Source organism: Alicycliphilus sp. T452, from assembly GCF_054512775.1.
This window is the reverse complement of sequence record NZ_JBTNEH010000005.1, coordinates 103,385-120,648: the sequence shown is the minus strand read 5'-3', so window position 1 is coordinate 120,648 and position 17,264 is coordinate 103,385. Positions and strand designations below refer to the sequence as shown.

Genomic DNA, 17,264 nt, shown 5'->3' with positions numbered 1-17,264 from the left:
CGCAAGCAGCTATGAAAAATACAGCACCACGGGATCGGCCGCTATTTCTGGCCGCAGCCCGGCAGCACGAAGCGCCCCTCGCGCAGCGCGCGCATCAGCAGGTCGGGCGTGGCGCGGATGTGCGCTTCCAGCGCCAGCGCGGCGCGCGCCTCGCGGCCCTCCATGGCGGCCTGGAAGATCTCGGCATGCTCCCCATGCACGTCGCGCACGCTGCCCGGCAAGGTCATCGCGCAGCAGCGGTAGCGTTCCATGTGGCGCGCGAGCAGGCGCAGCGTGCGCAGCGTCCAGGGCGAGGCGAAGCCCGCGAGCAGGGCTTCGTGGAAGCTCTGGTTCTGCACCTCCCACACCTGGCGCCGGTGTGCGGCCAGGGGCTGCTCCTGCGCCGCCACGGCCTCGAAGGCGGCCGCCAGCCCCTCGCGCCAGGCCGCGCCGCCCGCGCGGATGGACTGGCGCAGCGCCTCGGTCTCGATCTGCACGCGCAGCCGCGTGAGGTCCTCCAGCTCTTCGAGCGCGATGGGCGCCACGCGAAAGCCGCGCTGGCCCTCGACGGTCACCAGCGCGTCGCTGACCACCCGCGTGAGCGCCTCGCGCAGCGTGCCCGCGCTGACGCCGTAGCGCGCCTTGAGGTGTTCCACGCGCAGCTTTTCGCCGGGGACGAGCTGCCCGGTCACGATGTCGCCGCGCAGTTGCTCGTAGGCATGTTCGATCAGGGTGCGCGCCGACGGCGCGGGGGTATCGGTGGCGCACGGGGCGCTGCGTTTGGCCATTCAGGATTCCCGTATCTTGTTCAGGCGGTAGCTCAGTTGCGGCCGCGTCAGGCCCAGCAGGCGCGCCGCCGCCGCCAGGTTGCCGTGGCTGCGCTCCACGGCGGCTTCGATCAGGTCGGTCTCCAGGGCCTGCAGGTCGAGCCTGTCGGACAGCAGGCGCTCGATGAGCGTGGCGTCGCAGGCGCTGGAGTGGGCCTCGCCCAGGCGGCCCGAGGCCTGCAGGGTGTGGGCCGGCGCGGCCGGGGGGGCGCCGGCGCCGTCGGGGAACAGGTGCGCCGCGTCCACGGGCTGGCCCGGGTCGGCCAGGATCACGCCGCGCTCGATCAGGTTCTCCATCTCGCGCACGTTGCCCGGCCAGGCGTACTGGCGCAGCGCGTGCAGGGCGCGGTCGGTGAGGCCGCCGATGTGCTTGTCGTGCAGCGCGGCGAAGCGTTGCAGCAGGTGCCGGGCGAAGGGCTCGATGTCGTCCTGGCGCTCGCGCAGCGGCGGGATGCGGATGGGGTAGACGTTCAGGCGGTAGTACAGGTCCTGGCGGAAGCTCCCGGCGCGCACCGCGTCCAGCAGGTCCACATGCGTGGCGGCCACCAGGCGCACGTCCACCTGGCGCGGCTGGGTGGCGCCCAGGCGCTCCACCTGCCCGTCCTGCAGCACGCGCAGCAGCTTGGCCTGGGCGGACAGCGGCAGCTCGCCCAGCTCGTCCAGGAACAGCGTGCCGCCGTGCGCGCGCTCGAAGCGCCCGGCGCGCGCCGCATCGGCGCCGGTGTAGGCGCCCTTCTCGGTGCCGAAGAGCTCGGATTCGACCAGATTGCCCGGCAGCGCCGCGCAGTTCACCGCCACGAAAGGCTTGGCGGCGCGCGGGCTCAAAGCGTGCAGGGCGCGCGCGAAGCGCTCCTTGCCCACCCCGGTCTCGCCCGTGAGCAGCACCGTGACCTGCGTGCCCGCCGCCTTGCGCAGCAGCTGCGTGGCGGCGGTGAAGCCGGGCGAGCGCCCGATGAGCGGGCCCAGGGCATCGGCGGGCGGCTCGGGCAGGTCCTCGGCCCGTATGGCCGCGGGCCAGGCAGGCAGGGTGCGCGGCCCATCGGACGGCGCCTGCGCCTGCTCCAGGACTTCCGGGGCGTAATCGCCGGCCAGTTCCGCGCCGTCGGGCCAGTCCTGCACCGGGCGGCCCTCGATGCGGCAGTGCGCGTGGCCGCAGGCGGTGCACTGCACTTCCTTGTAGAGCACGGTGCGGCCCATGAAGCCGCTGGTGTAGCCCGAGGCATAGCCCAGCAGCGTCCAGCACACCGGGGCGCTCTGCGGGCCGAAGTCGCGCACGTGGGTCTCCACCTCCCATGAATGCTGCCAGCGGAAGATGCCGTGGAAGTGGCCGCTGGCCGCGTCCAGCTCCAGCAGCTCGGGCGTGACCTGCGCGGCCCCCTGCAGCATGTGCAGCTGCGGGCCGACGCTGAACATGGCGAACTGGTCGGCGCTGGGGCGCAGCTGCCGCGCCAGCGCCGCGTCGCGCTCGCCCGAGGCGTAGCCCACGCGCAGCAGCAGGCGGCGCGCGCCGGTGGGGCCGAGGGTATGCACCAGCTCGCGGCGCAGGGTGCCCAGCGAGGCCGCGTGCAGCAGCACCATGCGCTGGCCCGCCAGCCAGATGCGGCCGTCGGCCGCGGAGAACTGGATCTGGCGCCGCAGGTCGGCATCCGAGGGCAGTGCGGGGAGGGAGGGCATGCGCCAGATTATCGAGAAAAGTATTTCTGGCGCAAGATGGAGTTTCCTCCCGTATCTCATCAAATGGTGAATTGGGCCGGTAACGTGGTGTGCAAATCATCAAGTTGCATCGTGGCATGGGGTATTTGGCAGCCTGTGGCGCGGGTGGGCAGGGTATGTGAATCGGCTCGTTTCTTAGGGGTTTACCCGGAAATTATCGAGATTTCTGGGTTGATGCGCTCATCCTGGCACATGTCCTGCATAGACCCGGGCATGAGCACCACGCCAACCCCTTCCGACGACGCCTGGGATGTCCAGCGCCGCTTCATCCGCATCGTGCAGGAGCACGCCAGCGGCATGGTGGAGTTCGAGTTCGCCGTGGGCGAGCCGCAGCTCTACGTGGAGATGGTGATGCCGCGTCCGCAGTTCGAGGAGTTCTGCGCCATGCAGGCGGTGGTGCCCACGCGGGGCCGCCTGCCGGAGCACGGCGAGGGCAGCGCCGAGCACGAATGGGACTGGAACCTGCGCGATGCCCGCGAGCGGCATTTCCGCCAGGAGCCCTGACGTCCCGCCACCGCTTTCCATTCCGAAAACACCCTAGGAGACAAGCCCCATGCAAATCGACCTGCGCACCGTCAGCATCACGCCGCTGCGCCAGACCTACGACCACATCGCCCGGCGGCTGGGCGCGGACAAGCCGGCCTCGCGCTACATCGAGGCCACGATGGACGTGCAGCCCCAGGCCAACTTCCACTACCGCCCCACCTGGGACCCCGAGCACGAGCTGTTCGACGCCTCGCGCACCCGCATCGTGATGCAAGACTGGTACGCGCTCAAGGACCCGCGCCAGTTCTACTACGGCACCTACGCCCAGGCGCGCGCCCGCCTGCAGGAGACGGCGGAGGCGGACTTCGAGTTCGTCGAGTCGCGCGGCCTGGCCGACCGCTTCGACGACACGGCGCGCCGCACGGCGCTGGATTTCTATGTGCCGCTGCGCCACGTGGCCTGGGGCGCGAACATGAATGGCGCCTACCAGTGCGCCTATGGGCACGGCACCGCCATCACCCAGCCCTGCCTGTACGCCGGCATGGACCAGCTCGGCATCGCCCAGTACCTCACGCGCCTGGGCCTGCTGCTGGGCAACCAGGGCGAGCTGGAGGCGGGCAAGCAGGCCTGGCTGGAGGCACCCGCCTGGCAGGGCCTGCGCCGCCTGGTGGAGGACACCTGGGTGCTCAAGGACTGGTTCGAGCTGTACGTGGCGCAGAACGTGGCGCTGGACGGCATTCTGTTCGGCCTGGCCTACCGCGAGGTGGACGTCGTGCTGTCCGAGCAGGCCGGCCCCACGGTGTCCATGCTCACGCGCTTCCAGGCCGAGTGGTTCCAGGACGCGAACAAGTGGGTGGACGCCGTCATCAAGACCGCCGCCACCGAAAGCGCCGAGAACCAGGCCCTGCTGGGCCAGTGGTACGCCCACTGGCGCGCCCGCGTGCAGGAGGCGCTGGCGCCGGTGGCGCGCCTGGCGCTGGGCGACGCCGGCGATGCCGCTTTGGCGCGCGCCGTGGCCGCCGTCGATGCGCGCATGCACAAATCCGGCCTGGCCGTCTGAAGCCCCCGCAGGAGAGCACCCCATGTCCAATGTATTCATCGCCTTCCAGAAGAACGAGGAAACGCGCGCCATCGTCGACGCCATCGTCGCCGACAACCCGCAGGCCATCGTCAACCAGCAGCCCGCCATGGTGAAGATCGACGCCCCGGGCCGCCTGGTGATCCGCAAGAGCAGCATCGAGCAGGAGATCGGGCGCGAGTTCGACCTGCAGGAGATGCACGTGCACCTCATCACCCTGTCGGGAAACATCGACGAGACCGACGACGAGCTCAGCCTGACCTGGAATCAGTGAACCCGCGAACACAAGGAGACAGACCATGGATATGAAAGCCAGCAAGAAGCTGGGCCTGAAGGAGCGCTACAACCTCATGACGCGCGACCTGGCCTGGACGCCCACCTACCAGGCGTTGAAGGACGTGTTCCCGTACACGGAGTACGAGGGCATCAAGATCCACGACTGGGACAAGTTCGAGGACCCGTTCCGCATGACGATGGATTCGTACTGGAAGTACCAGGCCGAGAAGGAACGCAAGCTCTACGCCATCATCGATGCCTTCACGCAGAACAACGGCCACCTGGGCGTGACGGACGCGCGCTACATCAACGCGCTCAAGCTGTTCCTCACCGGCGTGAGCCCGCTGGAATACATGGCGCACCGGGGCTTCGCCCACGTGGGCCGCCAGTACCCCGGCGCCGGCCCGCGCGTGGCCTGCCTGATGCAGAGCCTGGACGAGATCCGCCACTCGCAGACGCAGATCCACTCGCTGTCCAACTACAACAAGCACTACAACGGCTTCGCCAACTGGCGCCACCAGCACGACCGCGTGTGGTACCTGTCGGTGCCCAAGAGCTTCTTCGACGACGCCGTGAGCGCCGGGCCGTTCGAGTTCATCGTGGCCATCGGCTTCGCGTTCGAATACGTGCTCACCAACCTGCTGTTCGTGCCCTTCATCAGCGGCGCGGCCTACAACGGCGACATGGGCGCCATGGCCTTCGGCTTCTCGGCGCAGTCCGACGAGTCGCGCCACATGACGCTGGGGCTGGAGATCATCAAGTTCATCCTGGAGCAGGACCCGGACAACCTGCCCATCGTGCAGGCCTGGCTGGACAAGTGGTTCTGGCGCGGCTACCGCGTGCTCACGCTGGTGGCCATGATGATGGACTACATGCTGCCCAAGCGCGTGATGAGCTGGAAGGAAGCCTGGGAGACCTACGCCGAGCAGAACGGCGGCGCCCTGTTCGCCGACCTGGCGCGCTACGGCATCAAGGTGCCGAAGGGCTGGGAACAGGCCTGCAAGGACAAGGACCACCTGAGCCACCAAGCCTGGAACGTGTTCTACAACTACGGCGCCGCGGCCCCTTTCCACACCTGGGCGCCGAGCGAGGCCGACATGAAGTGGCTCAGCGAGAAGTACCCCGACACCTTCGACAAGTACTACCGCCCGCTGTGGGAGCACTACGCGAAGGAGCAGGCCGAGGGCCGGCGCTTCTACAACAAGACGCTGCCCATGCTGTGCCAGACCTGCCAGATCCCGATGTTCTTCACCGAGCCGGACGACCCCACCAAGATCGCCTACCGCGAGAGCGACTGGCGTGGCCAGAAATACCACTTCTGCTCCGACGGCTGCAAGCACATCTTCGACAACGAGCCCGAGAAGTACGCCCAGAGCTGGCTGCCCGTGCACCAGATCTACCAGGGCAACTGCTTCCCCGAGGACGCCGACCCGTCCAAGCCCGATTTCGATCCGCTGATGGAGGTGCTGCGCTGGTACCGCATGGAGTTCGGGCGCGACAACCTGGACTACGCCGACTCCGAGGACAAGAAGAACTTCGAGGCCTGGCGCGCGCAATCCACCAGCAACTGATGCGCAAGGCGCAGCCCGGGCCCCGGGCTGCGCGGCGCACCCCACTACACGACACACGACAGGAGACAAGTCCATGGCCGTCACATCCGCCGCCCCCTACGACTTTCCGCAGCAGGACACCGCCGACAAGTTCCCCGCGCCGCTGCTGTACATCGGCTGGGAAGACCACAAGATGTTCTGCGCGCCGTTCTGCGTGCCCATGCCGCCCTCTACCCGGTTCGGCGACATGGTGCAGGGCGCGCTGCCCGGCATGTTCGGCGCGCACCCCGACTTCGCGCGCATCGACTGGAACCGGGCCGAATGGTTCGTCTCGGGCCAACCCTTCACGCCCGACATGGACAAGACCATGGCCGAGAACGGCCTGGGCCACAAGAGCGTGATCCGCTTGCGCACGCCCGGGCTGACCGGCCTGGGGGGGACCTGCTTCTGAGGCAAACCGGCCTCCAGCCCTCCCCTGACAAGCGCAAGCAGCTATTGAATTTGAAGTCTGTGAGTACGCCATGAGCCACCAGCTCACCATTGAACCGCTCGGCCAGGTGATCGAGGTCGAGGAAGGCCAGACCCTCCTCGACGCCGCCCTGCGCGCCGGCATCTACCTGCCCCACGCCTGCTGCCACGGGCTGTGCGGCACCTGCAAGGTCCAGGTCGCCGACGGCGACATCGAACACGGCGAGGCCAGCGGTTTCGCGCTCATGGACTACGAGCGCGACGAGGGCCTGTGCCTGGCCTGCTGCGCCACGCTGGAGTCCGACGCCGTGATCGAGGCCGAGATCGACGACGAGCCCGACGCACAGAACCTGCCCGTGCAGGACTTCGCGGGCGTGGTCTCGCGCATCGAGGATCTCACGCCCACCATCAAGGGCGTGTGGATCGAGCTGGACGCGCCCATCGTCTTCCAGGCCGGGCAGTACATCAACCTGCAGATCCCGGGCGAAAGCCAGCCGCGCGCCTTCTCCATCGCCAGCAGCCCGGCGCAGGCCAGCGAGATCGAACTCAACATCCGCCTGGTGCCCGGCGGCAAGGGCACGGGCTGGGTGCACCAGCAGCTGCGCCCGGGCGAGCGCGTGCGCCTGTCCGGCCCCTACGGGCGCTTCTTCGTGCGCGCCTCGGCGCACGGCAAGGAAGGTCTGGGCTACCTGTTCCTGGCCGGCGGCTCGGGCCTGTCGAGCCCGCGCTCCATGGTGCTGGACCTGCTGGCCGCCGGCGGCGACAAGCCCATCACCCTGGTCAACGGCGCGCGCGCGCAGGACGAGCTGTACCACCACGCCGAATTCCTGCAGCTGGCCGCCGAGCACCCGCGCTTCACCTACGTGGCGGCGCTCTCGGGCGAGCCCGAGGACAGCGGCTGGCAGGGCGCGCGCGGCTTCGTGCACGAGGCCGCCAAGGCGCACTTCGGCAACGACTTCCGCGGCCACAAGGCCTACCTGTGCGGCCCGCCCCTGATGATCGACGCCTGCATCACCACGCTGATGCAGGGCCGCCTGTTCGAGCGCGACATCTACACCGAGAAGTTCATCTCGGCCGCCGACGCGCAGCAGGTGCGCAGCCCGCTGTTCAAGAAGATCTGAGGCAGGCCATGGCGAGCTACACCGTCACCATTGCAGAGACCGGCGAAAGCTACCGCTGCCTCGACGAGCGCTCCGTGCTCGAAGGCATGGAGGCGCTGGGCCGCAAGGGCATACCCGTGGGCTGCCGCCAGGGCGGCTGCGGCGTGTGCAAGGTGCAGGTGCTCGAAGGCGCGTATTCCAAGCGCGTGATGAGCCGCGCCCACGTGAGCGCCGAGGAAGAAGCCGGCGGCTGCGTGCTCTCGTGCCGCATCAAGCCCAGCAGCGACCTGCGCGTGAGCGTGGTCGGCGCGATGAAGAAGAACGTATGCCGCCCGCAAGAGCGGGCGGCGCCCTCCCTTTCCACCCCCTGAAACAACGTAAAGGAGACACACCATGGCAATGACAGGCGTTTTGCGCCCCGGACACGCACAGCTGCGCGTGCTGGACCTGGAGGAATCGGTGAAGTGGTACACCGACGTCATGGGCCTCGTGCCCATGGGCCGCGACAAGCAGGGCCGCGCGTACTTCAAGACCCGCGCCGAGCGCGACCACAACAGCGTCATCCTGCGCCAGGCCGACCAGGCCGGGATCGACTTCTTCGCCTTCAAGGTGCTCGACAAGGCTACGCTGGAGGACTTCGACCGCAAGCTGCAGGCCTACGGCGTGAAGACCGAGCGCATCCCCGCCGGCGAACTGCTGGAGACCGGCGAGCGCGTGCGCTTCAAGATCCCCACGGGCCACACCATCGAGCTGTACGCCCGGAAGACCGCCGTGGGCAGCACCATCGGCTGCAGCGACCCCGAGGTGGACGTGGTCGACGGCCCCGGCATCCGTCCCATCCGCATGGACCACTGCCTGCTCTACGGCGGCGACATCGACGGCAACGTCAAGCTGTTCACCGAGGTGCTGGGCTTCACCCTGGTCGAGCGCGTCAAGCTGGAAGACGGCCAGACCGACCTGGCCGTGTGGCTCACCTGCAGCGCCAAGGCGCACGACATCGCCTTCGTGCGCCACGCCGAGGACGGCAAGCTGCACCACCTGTCGTTCCAGATGCCGAGCTGGGAGAGCGTGCTGCGCGCGGCCGACATCATGAGCATCAACCGCGTCTCGATCGACATCGGCCCCACGCGCCACGGCATCACGCAGGGCACGACGATCTACTTCTTCGACCCCAGCGGCAACCGCCTGGAGACCTTCTGCGGCGGCTACGACCACTACCCCGACATGCAGCACATCACCTGGAGCTGGGAGCATGTGGGGCGCGGCATCTTCTACCACGACCGCAAGCTCAACGACGCCTTCCTGAGCGTGGTGACCTGATGCGCCGCAGCGTCGAACAGCGCGCCATCACCGCCGAGGCCGCGCACGCGGCGGTGGCCGCCGCCGTGGCCAGGGCGGGCGAGTTGGGCATCCGCGTGAACGCGGCGGTGACCGACGCCTCGGGCGTGCTGGCCGCCTTCCTGCGCATGCCCGGCGCCTTCCTGCACTCGGTGGACATCGCCATCGACAAGGCCTACACGGCCGCGGGCTTCGGCTTCGCCACCGCGCAGTGGGCCTGCATCCTGCAGGGCGACGAGGCGCTGCGCCTGGGCATGCCCCAGCGCGCGCGCAACGTGGTCTTCGGCGGCGGCCTGCCGGTGCGCGAGGGCGGGGTGCTCATCGGCGGCATAGGCGTCTCGGGCGGCAGCGCCGAGCAGGACGAAATCTGCGCCCGTGCCGCGCTGGCGGCGCTGGGCCTCGAAGAAACATAAGGAACCCACAGCATGAAGACCACACACATCGCCGCAGCGGCCCTGGCCCTGCTGGCCGCCGCCGGCGCGCACGCCGACGGCCACTACGTGCCCGGCGTGGAGGGCATCCAGGCGGCCAGCGTGCCGCCCCCGGGCATGTACTACCTGGGCTACCTGGTGAACTACAGCATCGACGACTTCCGCGCGCCCGGCAGCAGCGACAACCTGCCGGGCCACAACCGGGGCACCGTCACGGCGCTGGCCAACCGCTTCGTCTGGGTCACCGGGCACAAGCTGCTCGGCGCCGACTACGGCGTGGAGGCCATCGTGCCGGTCATGCGCACCTCGCTCACCATCAACGCGGCCGGCATCTCCGACTCGCACTCGGGCGTGGGCGACGTGTACCTCGGCCCGCTGGTGCTGGGCTGGCACGGCCCGCAGTGGGACGCCGTGGCCGCCGCCGGCCTGTGGTTCGACAACGCCAGCACCAGCCACCCGGCCTCGCCCGGCAAGGGCTTCAAGAGCACCATGCTCACGGGCGGCCTGACCTACTACTTCGACGGCGCCAAGACCCTCTCGGGCGCGGCGCTCATGCGCTATGAGTTCAACGGCAGGAAAAGCGACGGCTTTCGCCCCGGCGACCAGCTGACGCTGGAATGGGGCTTGGGCAAGTCGTTCGGCGCCGTGTCGGCGGGCCTCGTGGGCTACAGCCAGTGGCAGACCACGAAAGACGGCGGCACCGGCGCCGGCAGCGACAAGGCCGCGCGCCATGCCGTGGGCGCCGAACTGGTCTACCCGGTGCCGGGCGCGGGCGTGTTCCTCAAGGGCGCGGTCTACAAGGAAGTCAGCGCCACGGCGGGCACGGGGCCGCAGGCCAAGGGGTCGCTGGTGCGGTTCACCCTGGTGAAGGCGTTCTGATCTGTATGTGCGCTGGTTTGGCTGCGTCGGTTGTTTGGATGTTGCTGACCGGGACTCGCCCCGGCCAGCGACATCCAACGCCAAACCCCACTCATAAAAAAAGAGCTTCCCACGCAGCCCCCACAAGCCATTTCACCCATTCCAACAACAGAGTGACACCATGAAAGAGTTTCTCAACTTCATCAACGGCGAGTACGTCAGGGGCACCAGCGGCAAGACGTTCGACGACATCAACCCGGTGGACGGCAGCGTCATCGGCCGCATCCACGAGGCCGGTCGGGACGAGGTGAACGCGGCGGTGGCCGCCGCCCAGGCCGCGCTCAAGGGCGACTGGGGGCGCCTGGCGGTGGTGGAGCGCTGCAAGCTGCTCGACGCCGTGGCGGGCGAGATCAACCGCCGTTTCGACGACTTCCTGCAGGCCGAGATCCTTGACACCGGCAAGCCGCACCACCTGGCCTCGCACGTCGACATTCCACGCGGCGCGGCCAACTTCCAGATCTTCATCGACACCATCAAGAGCACGGCCACCGAGTCGTTCAACATGCGCACGCCCGACGGCAAGACGGCACTCTCCTACGGCGTGCGCGTGCCGCGCGGCGTGATCGCCGTGGTCTGCCCGTGGAACCTGCCGCTCCTGCTCATGACCTGGAAGGTCGGCCCGGCGCTGGCCTGCGGCAACACCGTGGTCGTCAAGCCCAGCGAGGAGACGCCGGCCACCGCCACGCTGCTCGGCGAGGTGATGAACGCGGTGGGCATGCCCAAGGGCGTCTACAACGTGGTGCACGGCTTCGGCCCCGGCTCGGCGGGCGAATTCCTCACGCGCCACCCGGGCGTGAACGGCATCACCTTCACCGGCGAGACGCGCACCGGCAGCGCCATCATGAAGGCCGCCGCCGACGGCGTGCGCCCGGTGTCGCTGGAGATGGGCGGCAAGAACGCCGCCGTGGTGTTCGCCGACTGCGACTTCCAGGTGGCCGTGGACACGCTCACCCGCTCGTGCTTCGAGAACGCCGGCCAGGTCTGCCTGGGCACCGAGCGCGTGTATGTCGAGCGCCCGATCTTCGAGAAGCTCGTCGCCGCGCTGAAAGACCGTGCCGAGACCATGAAGCCCGGCCTGCCGTTCGACAAGGACACCAAGATCGGCCCGCTCATCAGCAAGAAGCACCAGGCCAAGGTGCTGGGCCTGTACCAGAAGGCCAGGGACGAGGGCGCGACCCTCGTCACCGGCGGCGGCATTCCCGACATGCCCGAGGCGCTGCGCGGCGGCTCGTGGGTGCAGCCCACCATCTGGACCGGTCTGCCCGAGACCGCCACCGTGGTGACGGAGGAAATCTTCGGCCCCTGCTGCCACATCAGCCCCTTCGATACCGAGGAGGAGGTGCTCGCCAAGGTGAACGCCAACCGCTACGGCCTGGCCACGGCCGTGTTCACGCAGGACATCGCGCGCGCCAACCGCCTCGCGCACCGGATCGAGGTCGGCCTGTGCTGGATCAACGCCTGGTTCCTGCGCGACCTGCGCACGCCCTTCGGCGGCTCCAAGCAGTCGGGCATCGGCCGCGAGGGCGGCGTGCACTCGCTGGAGTTCTATACCGAGCTGCGCAACGTGATGGTGAAGTTTTGAATGAAATTGGCCTCCAGCGCTTGCCCGTCAAGCGCTGGCAGCTACTTCAACGATAGCAAACATGACCGACACCGCACATAACCCGGAGCTGGCGCACACCATCGCCGCCGCGGGCATTCGCACCAACTACCACGACAGCGGCGGCAGCGGCGCGCCCGTGCTGCTCATCCACGGCTCGGGCCCGGGTGTGTCGGCCTGGGCCAACTGGCGCCTGGTGATGCCCGCGCTGGCCGAACGCGCGCGCGTCATCGCGCCGGACATGGCGGGCTTCGGCTACAGCGAGCGCCCGGCCGGTTTTGCCTACGGGCTGGACGCCTGGGTGCGCCAGGCCGTGGGGCTGCTGGACGCATTGGGCATCGCGCGCGCCGACCTCGTGGGCAATTCCTTCGGCGGCGGCCTGGCGCTGGCGCTGGCCATCCGCCACCCGCAGCGCGTGCGCCGCCTGGTGCTCATGGGCAGCGTGGGCGTGCCGTTCGCCATCACGCCGGGGCTGGATGCGGTGTGGGGCTACGAGCCGTCCTTCGAGGCCATGCGCGCGCTGCTGGACATCTTCGCCTTCGACCGCGCGCTGGTGAACGACGAACTCGCGCGCCTGCGCTACGAGGCCAGCATCCGCCCGGGCTTTCACGAATCGTTTGCCGCCATGTTCCCCGCGCCGCGCCAGCGCTGGGTGGATGCGCTGGCGAGCCGCGAGAACGACATCCGCCGCCTGCCGCACGAAACCCTCATCGTTCATGGCCGCGAGGACCGCGTGATACCGCTGGCCAATGCCTACACGCTGGCAGACTGGCTGCCGCGCGCGCAACTGCACGTCTATGGCCGCTGCGGCCACTGGACGCAGATCGAGCACGCGGCGCGCTTCGCCCGCCTGGTGGGCGACTTCCTGGCCGAAGCCGCCGCCGACGAACCCCTTCCCCTAGCCGCTTGAACCTATGAACACACCACTGCACGAACAGCTCGGCGAGGAGCTGTACCAAGCCCTGAAGCAGCGCCAGGTGCTGGAGCCCCTCTCCAACCGCCACCCCGGCCTCACCATCGAGGACGCCTACGCCATCCAGCAGCGCATGCTGGCGCGCCGCCTCGCGGCGGGCGAGAAGGTCGTCGGCAAGAAGATCGGCGTGACCAGCAAGGCCGTCATGGACATGCTCGGCGTGTACCAGCCCGACTTTGGCTGGCTCACCGACGCCATGGTCTACAACGAGGGCGAGGCCATTCCCGCGAATACGCTGATCCAGCCCAAGGCCGAGGGCGAGATCGCCTTCGTGCTCAAGAAAACGCTGCAGGGCCCGGGCGTGACGGCCGCCGACGTGCTCGCCGCCACCGAGGGCGTGATGGCCTGCTTCGAGATCGTCGATTCGCGCATCCGCGACTGGAAGATCAAGATCCAGGACACCGTGGCCGACAACGCGAGCTGCGGCGTGTTCGTGCTTGGTGACCGCCTGGTCGATCCGCGCGACGTCGATCTGGGCACCTGCGGCATGGTGCTGGAGAAGAACGGCGAGATCGTCGCCACCGGCGCGGGCGCCGCCGCGCTGGGCCACCCGGCCAACGCCGTGGCGTGGCTGGCCAACACGCTGGGCCGCCTGGGCATCGCGCTGGAGGCGGGCGAGGTCGTGCTCTCCGGCTCGCTCGCGGCCATGGTGCCCGTCAAGGCCGGCGACAACCTGCGCGTGACCATCGGCGGCATCGGCGGCTGCAGCGTTCGCTTCGTCTGAATTTGCAAGGAGATTTCCATGAGCCAGAAAATCAAATGCGCCCTGATCGGGCCGGGCAACATCGGCACCGACCTGCTCGCCAAGCTGCAGCGCAGCCCGGTGCTGGAGCCCGTCTGGATGGTGGGCATAGACCCCGAATCCGACGGCCTCAAGCGCGCCCGCGAGATGGGCATCAAGACCACCGCCGAGGGCGTGGACGGCCTGGTGCCGCACATGCAGGCTGACGGCGTGCAGATCGTCTTCGACGCCACCAGCGCCTACGTGCACGCCGAGAACTCGCGCAAGGTCAACGCGCAGGGCGCGCTGATGATCGACCTCACGCCCGCGGCCATCGGCCCGTACTGCGTGCCGCCCGTCAACCTCAAGGAGCACGTGGGCAAGGCCGAGATGAACGTCAACATGGTCACCTGCGGCGGGCAGGCCACCATCCCCATGGTGGCGGCGGTGAGCCGCGTGCAGCCCGTGGCCTACGGCGAGATCGTGGCCACCGTCTCCAGCCGCTCGGCCGGGCCGGGCACGCGCAAGAACATCGATGAATTCACGCGCACCACGGCCGGCGCCATCGAGCGCGTGGGCGGCGCCAGGAAGGGCAAGGCCATCATCGTCATCAACCCGGCCGACCCGCCGCTCATCATGCGCGACACCGTGCACTGCTTGGTCGACGGCGAGCCCGACAAAACGGCCATCACGCAAAGCATCCACGCCATGCTGGCCGAGGTGCAGAAGTACGTGCCCGGCTACAAGCTGGTCAACGGCCCGGTGTTCGACGGCAACCGCGTCTCGGTCTTCCTGGAGGTGGAAGGCCTGGGCGACTACCTGCCCAAGTACGCGGGCAACCTGGACATCATGACCGCCGCCGCCGCGCGCACCGCCGAGATGTTCGCCGAGGAAATGCTCGCCGGCCGCCTCACCCTGCAGGCCGCCTGAAGGAGAACCCCACCATGACCCAACAACACATCACCCTGCACGACATGACGCTGCGCGACGGCATGCACCCCAAGCGCCATTTGATGACGCTGGAGCAGATGAAGAGCGTGGCCCAGGGCCTGGACGCGGCCGGCGTGCCGCTGATCGAAGTCACCCACGGCGACGGCCTGGGCGGCGCCTCGGTCAACTACGGCTTCCCGGCGCACAGCGACGAGGAGTACCTGGGCACCGTGATCCCGCTCATGAAGCAGGCCAAGGTCTCGGCCCTGCTGATCCCCGGCATCGGCACCGTGGACCACCTGAAGATGGCGCACGGCCTGGGCGTGCACACCATCCGCGTGGCCACGCACTGCACCGAGGCCGACGTGAGCGAGCAGCACATCACCATGGCGCGCAAGCTCGACATGGACACCGTGGGCTTCCTGATGATGGCGCACATGAGCAGCCCCGAGGGGCTGGTGAAGCAGGCGAAGCTGATGGAAGGCTACGGCGCCAACTGCATCTACGTGACCGACTCCGCCGGCTACCTGCTGCCCGACCAGGTGAAGGAGCGCATAGCCGCCGTGCGCGCCGCGCTCAGGCCCGGGACCGAGCTGGGCTTCCACGGCCACCACAACCTGGCCATGGGCGTGGCCAACTCCATCGCCGCCATCGAGGCCGGCGCCAACCGCATCGACGCCGCGGCCGCCGGCCTGGGCGCGGGCGCGGGCAACACGCCGCTGGAGGTGCTGGTGGCCGTGCTCGACCGCATGGGCCTGCAGACCGGCGTGGACGTGTGGAAGATCCAGGACGTGGCCGAGGACCTGGTCGTGCCGCTGATGGACTTCCCCATCCGCATCGACCGCGACGCGCTCACGCTGGGCTACGCGGGCGTGTACGGCAGCTTCCTGCTGTTCGCCAAGCGCGCCGAGAAAAAGTACGGCATCCCCGCGCGCGACCTGCTCGTGGAGCTGGGCCGGCGCGGCATGGTGGGCGGCCAGGAGGACATGATCGAGGACACGGCCCTGACCATGGCGCGCGAGCGCGGCATCAAGGTCGCCGCCTGAGGCACGGGACAAAGGACTATCGCCATGGCATTGAACCAAGCCACCATCGCCCAGCTCGCCGAGCACCTGGAGAACTGCCAGCTGCAGGTGCGCGACACGCCCAAGATCACCGACGAGCACCCCGGCATGGACTGGGATGACGCCTACGCCATCCAGGACGCCATCCTCGCGCGCAAGCTGGCGCGCGGCGCGCGTGTGGTCGGCCTCAAGGCGGGGCTGACCTCGCACGCCAAGATGAAGCAGATGGGCGTGGAATCGCCGGTCTTCGGCTTCCTGGTGGACGACTACTGCGTGCCCGAGGGGGGCACCGTGCAGACCCGCGAGCTCATCCACCCCAAGGTGGAGCCCGAGATCGTGTTCGTGCTCAAGCACGCGCTCAAGGGGCCGGGCTGCCACATCGGCGCGGTGCTGGCGGCCACCGACTTCGTGCTGCCCGGCATCGAGGTCATCGACAGCCGCTACCGCGACTTCAAGTTCGACCTGAAGAGCGTGGTGGCGGACAACACCTCGGCGGCGCGCTTCGTCGTCGGCGGCCAGGCGCAGCGCCCCGGGAGCGTGGACCTGCGCACCTGCGGCATCGTGCTGGAGAAGAACGGCCAGCCCGTGGCCCTGGGCGCCGGGGCCGCGGTGCTGGGCCACCCGGCCGCGGCCATCGCCATGCTCGCCAACCACCTGGGCCGCCGAGGCCAGGAGCTGCCCGCGGGCAGCATGATCCTGTCGGGCGGCGTCACCGAGGCCGTGTCCGTGCAGGCCGGCGACAACGTCAGCCTGCGCGTGCAGGGCATGGGCAGCGTGTCGCTGCGCTTCGCCTGATTCCCGGCGCACCCCATACGACGACGCAAGGAGACAAGCAATGCAGCGAAGAGACTTCATGGCCGCCGCCGCGCTGGCGGGCCTGGCCCCGGCCTGGGCCCAGGCGGGTTACCCCGCACGGCCCGTGCGCATGATCGTGCCCTTCCCGCCCGGCGGGCCGACCGACGTGATGGGCCGCACGGCCGCCAAGGCCATGGGCGACAGGCTGGGCCAGCAGTTCGTGGTCGAGAACAAGGCCGGCGCGGGCGGCAACATCGGCACCGACGCGGTGGCCAAGGCCGCGCCCGACGGCTACACCATCGGCCTCACGGCCATCAGCAGCCTGGCCATCGCGCCGCACCTGTACGGCAGCGTGCCGTTCAACGTCGAGAAGGACTTCGTGCCCATCTCGCTCGTGGGCACGACGCCGTGCGCGCTCGTCATCAACCCGGCGGCGCCGTTTTCCGACCTCAAGGGCATGGTGGCCTATGCCAGGGCCAACCCCGGCAAGCTCAGCTATGCCACGTCCGGCATCGGCACCAGCAACCACCTTGCGGCCGAGCTGCTGCAGTCGGTGGCCGGCATCCAGCTCACCAACGTGCCGTACAAGGGGTCGAGCCAGATCGTGCCGGACCTGCTCTCGGGCACCGTCATGATGAGCATGGAAAGCTCGCTCGCCACCACCTTGCAGCACGTCCGGGCGGGCAAGCTCAAGGCCATCGCGGTCACGTCGCCGCAGCGCGCCAAGGCGCTGCCCGACGTGCCCACGGTGGCCGAGTCCGGCTACCCCGGCTTCGAGGTCGAGACCTGGTTCGGCCTGGTCGCGCCCGCGGGCACGCCGCAGGCCATCGTGAACAAACTGCACGACGCCTGGGCCGCCGGCTCGAATGCGCCCGAGGCGCAGACCGCCTTCGACAACATCTCCGGCAACCTGCGCGTGACCACGCCGCAGCAGTTCGCCGAGTTCATCCGCGCCGAGAACCGGCGCTGGGGCGGCCTGATCCGCAAGCTCGGCATCAAGGCCGATTGACCCATCCT

Annotated in this window: 19 protein-coding genes; 17 read left to right on the top strand and 2 right to left on the bottom strand. The window is 69.0% G+C overall.

Annotated elements, in window-relative coordinates:
• Positions 1 to 41 precede the first annotated feature (41 nt).
• Both ACX12L_RS06185 and ACX12L_RS06180 read right to left on the bottom strand, forming a co-directional pair.
• A complete protein-coding gene (locus ACX12L_RS06185; RefSeq protein ID WP_459261811.1) occupies positions 42 to 767 on the bottom strand; it encodes a GntR family transcriptional regulator in 726 nt (241 codons plus the stop codon).
• Positions 768 to 2,480, bottom strand: coding sequence for a sigma 54-interacting transcriptional regulator (locus tag ACX12L_RS06180; protein ID WP_459261810.1), 1,713 nt, complete (start codon positions 2,478 to 2,480; stop codon positions 768 to 770).
• 252 nt (positions 2,481 to 2,732) lie between these two features.
• On the opposite strand from ACX12L_RS06180, the gene ACX12L_RS06175 reads away from it, so the two are divergent.
• The 17 genes from ACX12L_RS06175 to ACX12L_RS06095 all read left to right on the top strand — a co-directional run bounded on the left by ACX12L_RS06175 (position 2,733) and on the right by ACX12L_RS06095 (position 17,256).
• A complete protein-coding gene (locus tag ACX12L_RS06175; RefSeq protein WP_459261809.1) occupies positions 2,733 to 3,023 on the top strand; it encodes a phenol hydroxylase subunit in 291 nt (96 codons plus the stop codon).
• Between the two features lie 49 nt (positions 3,024 to 3,072).
• Entirely contained in the window at positions 3,073 to 4,065 is a 993-nt protein-coding gene (locus ACX12L_RS06170) for an aromatic/alkene monooxygenase hydroxylase subunit beta (RefSeq protein WP_459261808.1), read from the top strand.
• Positions 4,066 to 4,087: 22 nt separating this feature from the next.
• Complete coding sequence (locus tag ACX12L_RS06165) at positions 4,088 to 4,357, top strand: MmoB/DmpM family protein (protein ID WP_013517239.1); 270 nt, start codon at positions 4,088 to 4,090, stop codon at positions 4,355 to 4,357.
• 25 nt (positions 4,358 to 4,382) lie between these two features.
• The gene (locus ACX12L_RS06160) at positions 4,383 to 5,930 is read left to right on the top strand and encodes an aromatic/alkene/methane monooxygenase hydroxylase/oxygenase subunit alpha (RefSeq protein WP_459261807.1); all 1,548 of its coding nucleotides are present in this window, start codon (positions 4,383 to 4,385) and stop codon (positions 5,928 to 5,930) included.
• Positions 5,931 to 6,003: 73 nt separating this feature from the next.
• Entirely contained in the window at positions 6,004 to 6,360 is a 357-nt protein-coding gene (locus ACX12L_RS06155; protein ID WP_459261806.1) for a phenol hydroxylase subunit P4, read from the top strand.
• Positions 6,361 to 6,430: 70 nt separating this feature from the next.
• On the top strand, positions 6,431 to 7,498 hold the full coding sequence (locus tag ACX12L_RS06150) for a 2Fe-2S iron-sulfur cluster-binding protein (RefSeq protein WP_459261805.1): 1,068 nt from the start codon (positions 6,431 to 6,433) through the stop codon (positions 7,496 to 7,498).
• Positions 7,499 to 7,506: 8 nt separating this feature from the next.
• Positions 7,507 to 7,848 (top strand): 2Fe-2S iron-sulfur cluster binding domain-containing protein, encoded by a 342-nt coding sequence (locus ACX12L_RS06145; protein WP_459261804.1) that lies wholly within the window; start codon positions 7,507 to 7,509, stop codon positions 7,846 to 7,848.
• 22 nt (positions 7,849 to 7,870) lie between these two features.
• The gene (locus ACX12L_RS06140) at positions 7,871 to 8,797 is read left to right on the top strand and encodes a catechol 2,3-dioxygenase (RefSeq protein ID WP_459261803.1); all 927 of its coding nucleotides are present in this window, start codon (positions 7,871 to 7,873) and stop codon (positions 8,795 to 8,797) included.
• Positions 8,797 to 9,228 carry a GlcG/HbpS family heme-binding protein gene (locus ACX12L_RS06135; protein WP_459261802.1) on the top strand — a complete coding sequence of 144 codons (432 nt, stop codon included), beginning with the start codon at positions 8,797 to 8,799 and terminating at the stop codon, positions 9,226 to 9,228. The genes ACX12L_RS06140 and ACX12L_RS06135 overlap by 1 nt, the downstream gene beginning before the upstream one ends.
• Before the next feature lie 12 nt (positions 9,229 to 9,240).
• Positions 9,241 to 10,125 carry a SphA family protein gene (locus ACX12L_RS06130; protein WP_459261801.1) on the top strand — a complete coding sequence of 295 codons (885 nt, stop codon included), beginning with the start codon at positions 9,241 to 9,243 and terminating at the stop codon, positions 10,123 to 10,125.
• A gap of 160 nt (positions 10,126 to 10,285) precedes the next feature.
• Entirely contained in the window at positions 10,286 to 11,746 is a 1,461-nt protein-coding gene (locus ACX12L_RS06125; protein ID WP_459261800.1) for a 2-hydroxymuconic semialdehyde dehydrogenase, read from the top strand.
• A 61-nt stretch (positions 11,747 to 11,807) separates the two neighbouring features.
• Positions 11,808 to 12,674 (top strand): alpha/beta fold hydrolase, encoded by an 867-nt coding sequence (locus tag ACX12L_RS06120; RefSeq protein WP_459261799.1) that lies wholly within the window; start codon positions 11,808 to 11,810, stop codon positions 12,672 to 12,674.
• 4 nt (positions 12,675 to 12,678) lie between these two features.
• Positions 12,679 to 13,461, top strand: a complete 783-nt coding sequence (gene dmpE / locus ACX12L_RS06115; protein WP_459261798.1) for a 2-oxopent-4-enoate hydratase — start codon at positions 12,679 to 12,681, stop codon at positions 13,459 to 13,461.
• Between the two features lie 18 nt (positions 13,462 to 13,479).
• Positions 13,480 to 14,388 (top strand): acetaldehyde dehydrogenase (acetylating), encoded by a 909-nt coding sequence (locus ACX12L_RS06110; RefSeq protein ID WP_459261797.1) that lies wholly within the window; start codon positions 13,480 to 13,482, stop codon positions 14,386 to 14,388.
• Positions 14,389 to 14,402: 14 nt separating this feature from the next.
• Positions 14,403 to 15,434, top strand: a complete 1,032-nt coding sequence (gene dmpG / locus ACX12L_RS06105) for a 4-hydroxy-2-oxovalerate aldolase (protein ID WP_459261796.1) — start codon at positions 14,403 to 14,405, stop codon at positions 15,432 to 15,434.
• A gap of 24 nt (positions 15,435 to 15,458) precedes the next feature.
• Positions 15,459 to 16,247: a 2-oxo-3-hexenedioate decarboxylase gene (gene dmpH / locus ACX12L_RS06100; protein ID WP_459261795.1), complete on the top strand. Its 789-nt coding sequence runs from the start codon at positions 15,459 to 15,461 to the stop codon at positions 16,245 to 16,247.
• Positions 16,248 to 16,287: 40 nt separating this feature from the next.
• Positions 16,288 to 17,256: a Bug family tripartite tricarboxylate transporter substrate binding protein gene (locus ACX12L_RS06095; protein WP_459261794.1), complete on the top strand. Its 969-nt coding sequence runs from the start codon at positions 16,288 to 16,290 to the stop codon at positions 17,254 to 17,256.
• The last annotated feature ends 8 nt before the right edge of the window (positions 17,257 to 17,264 follow it).

Coding starts and splice junctions, on each gene's coding strand:
- ACX12L_RS06185 (WP_459261811.1), bottom strand. CDS start 767: ATGGCCAAACGCAGCGCCCCGTGCGCCACCGATACCCCCGCGCCGTCG.
- ACX12L_RS06180 (WP_459261810.1), bottom strand. CDS start 2,480: ATGCCCTCCCTCCCCGCACTGCCCTCGGATGCCGACCTGCGGCGCCAG.
- ACX12L_RS06175 (WP_459261809.1), top strand. CDS start 2,733: ATGAGCACCACGCCAACCCCTTCCGACGACGCCTGGGATGTCCAGCGC.
- ACX12L_RS06170 (WP_459261808.1), top strand. CDS start 3,073: ATGCAAATCGACCTGCGCACCGTCAGCATCACGCCGCTGCGCCAGACC.
- ACX12L_RS06165 (WP_013517239.1), top strand. CDS start 4,088: ATGTCCAATGTATTCATCGCCTTCCAGAAGAACGAGGAAACGCGCGCC.
- ACX12L_RS06160 (WP_459261807.1), top strand. CDS start 4,383: ATGGATATGAAAGCCAGCAAGAAGCTGGGCCTGAAGGAGCGCTACAAC.
- ACX12L_RS06155 (WP_459261806.1), top strand. CDS start 6,004: ATGGCCGTCACATCCGCCGCCCCCTACGACTTTCCGCAGCAGGACACC.
- ACX12L_RS06150 (WP_459261805.1), top strand. CDS start 6,431: ATGAGCCACCAGCTCACCATTGAACCGCTCGGCCAGGTGATCGAGGTC.
- ACX12L_RS06145 (WP_459261804.1), top strand. CDS start 7,507: ATGGCGAGCTACACCGTCACCATTGCAGAGACCGGCGAAAGCTACCGC.
- ACX12L_RS06140 (WP_459261803.1), top strand. CDS start 7,871: ATGGCAATGACAGGCGTTTTGCGCCCCGGACACGCACAGCTGCGCGTG.
- ACX12L_RS06135 (WP_459261802.1), top strand. CDS start 8,797: ATGCGCCGCAGCGTCGAACAGCGCGCCATCACCGCCGAGGCCGCGCAC.
- ACX12L_RS06130 (WP_459261801.1), top strand. CDS start 9,241: ATGAAGACCACACACATCGCCGCAGCGGCCCTGGCCCTGCTGGCCGCC.
- ACX12L_RS06125 (WP_459261800.1), top strand. CDS start 10,286: ATGAAAGAGTTTCTCAACTTCATCAACGGCGAGTACGTCAGGGGCACC.
- ACX12L_RS06120 (WP_459261799.1), top strand. CDS start 11,808: ATGACCGACACCGCACATAACCCGGAGCTGGCGCACACCATCGCCGCC.
- dmpE (WP_459261798.1), top strand. CDS start 12,679: ATGAACACACCACTGCACGAACAGCTCGGCGAGGAGCTGTACCAAGCC.
- ACX12L_RS06110 (WP_459261797.1), top strand. CDS start 13,480: ATGAGCCAGAAAATCAAATGCGCCCTGATCGGGCCGGGCAACATCGGC.
- dmpG (WP_459261796.1), top strand. CDS start 14,403: ATGACCCAACAACACATCACCCTGCACGACATGACGCTGCGCGACGGC.
- dmpH (WP_459261795.1), top strand. CDS start 15,459: ATGGCATTGAACCAAGCCACCATCGCCCAGCTCGCCGAGCACCTGGAG.
- ACX12L_RS06095 (WP_459261794.1), top strand. CDS start 16,288: ATGCAGCGAAGAGACTTCATGGCCGCCGCCGCGCTGGCGGGCCTGGCC.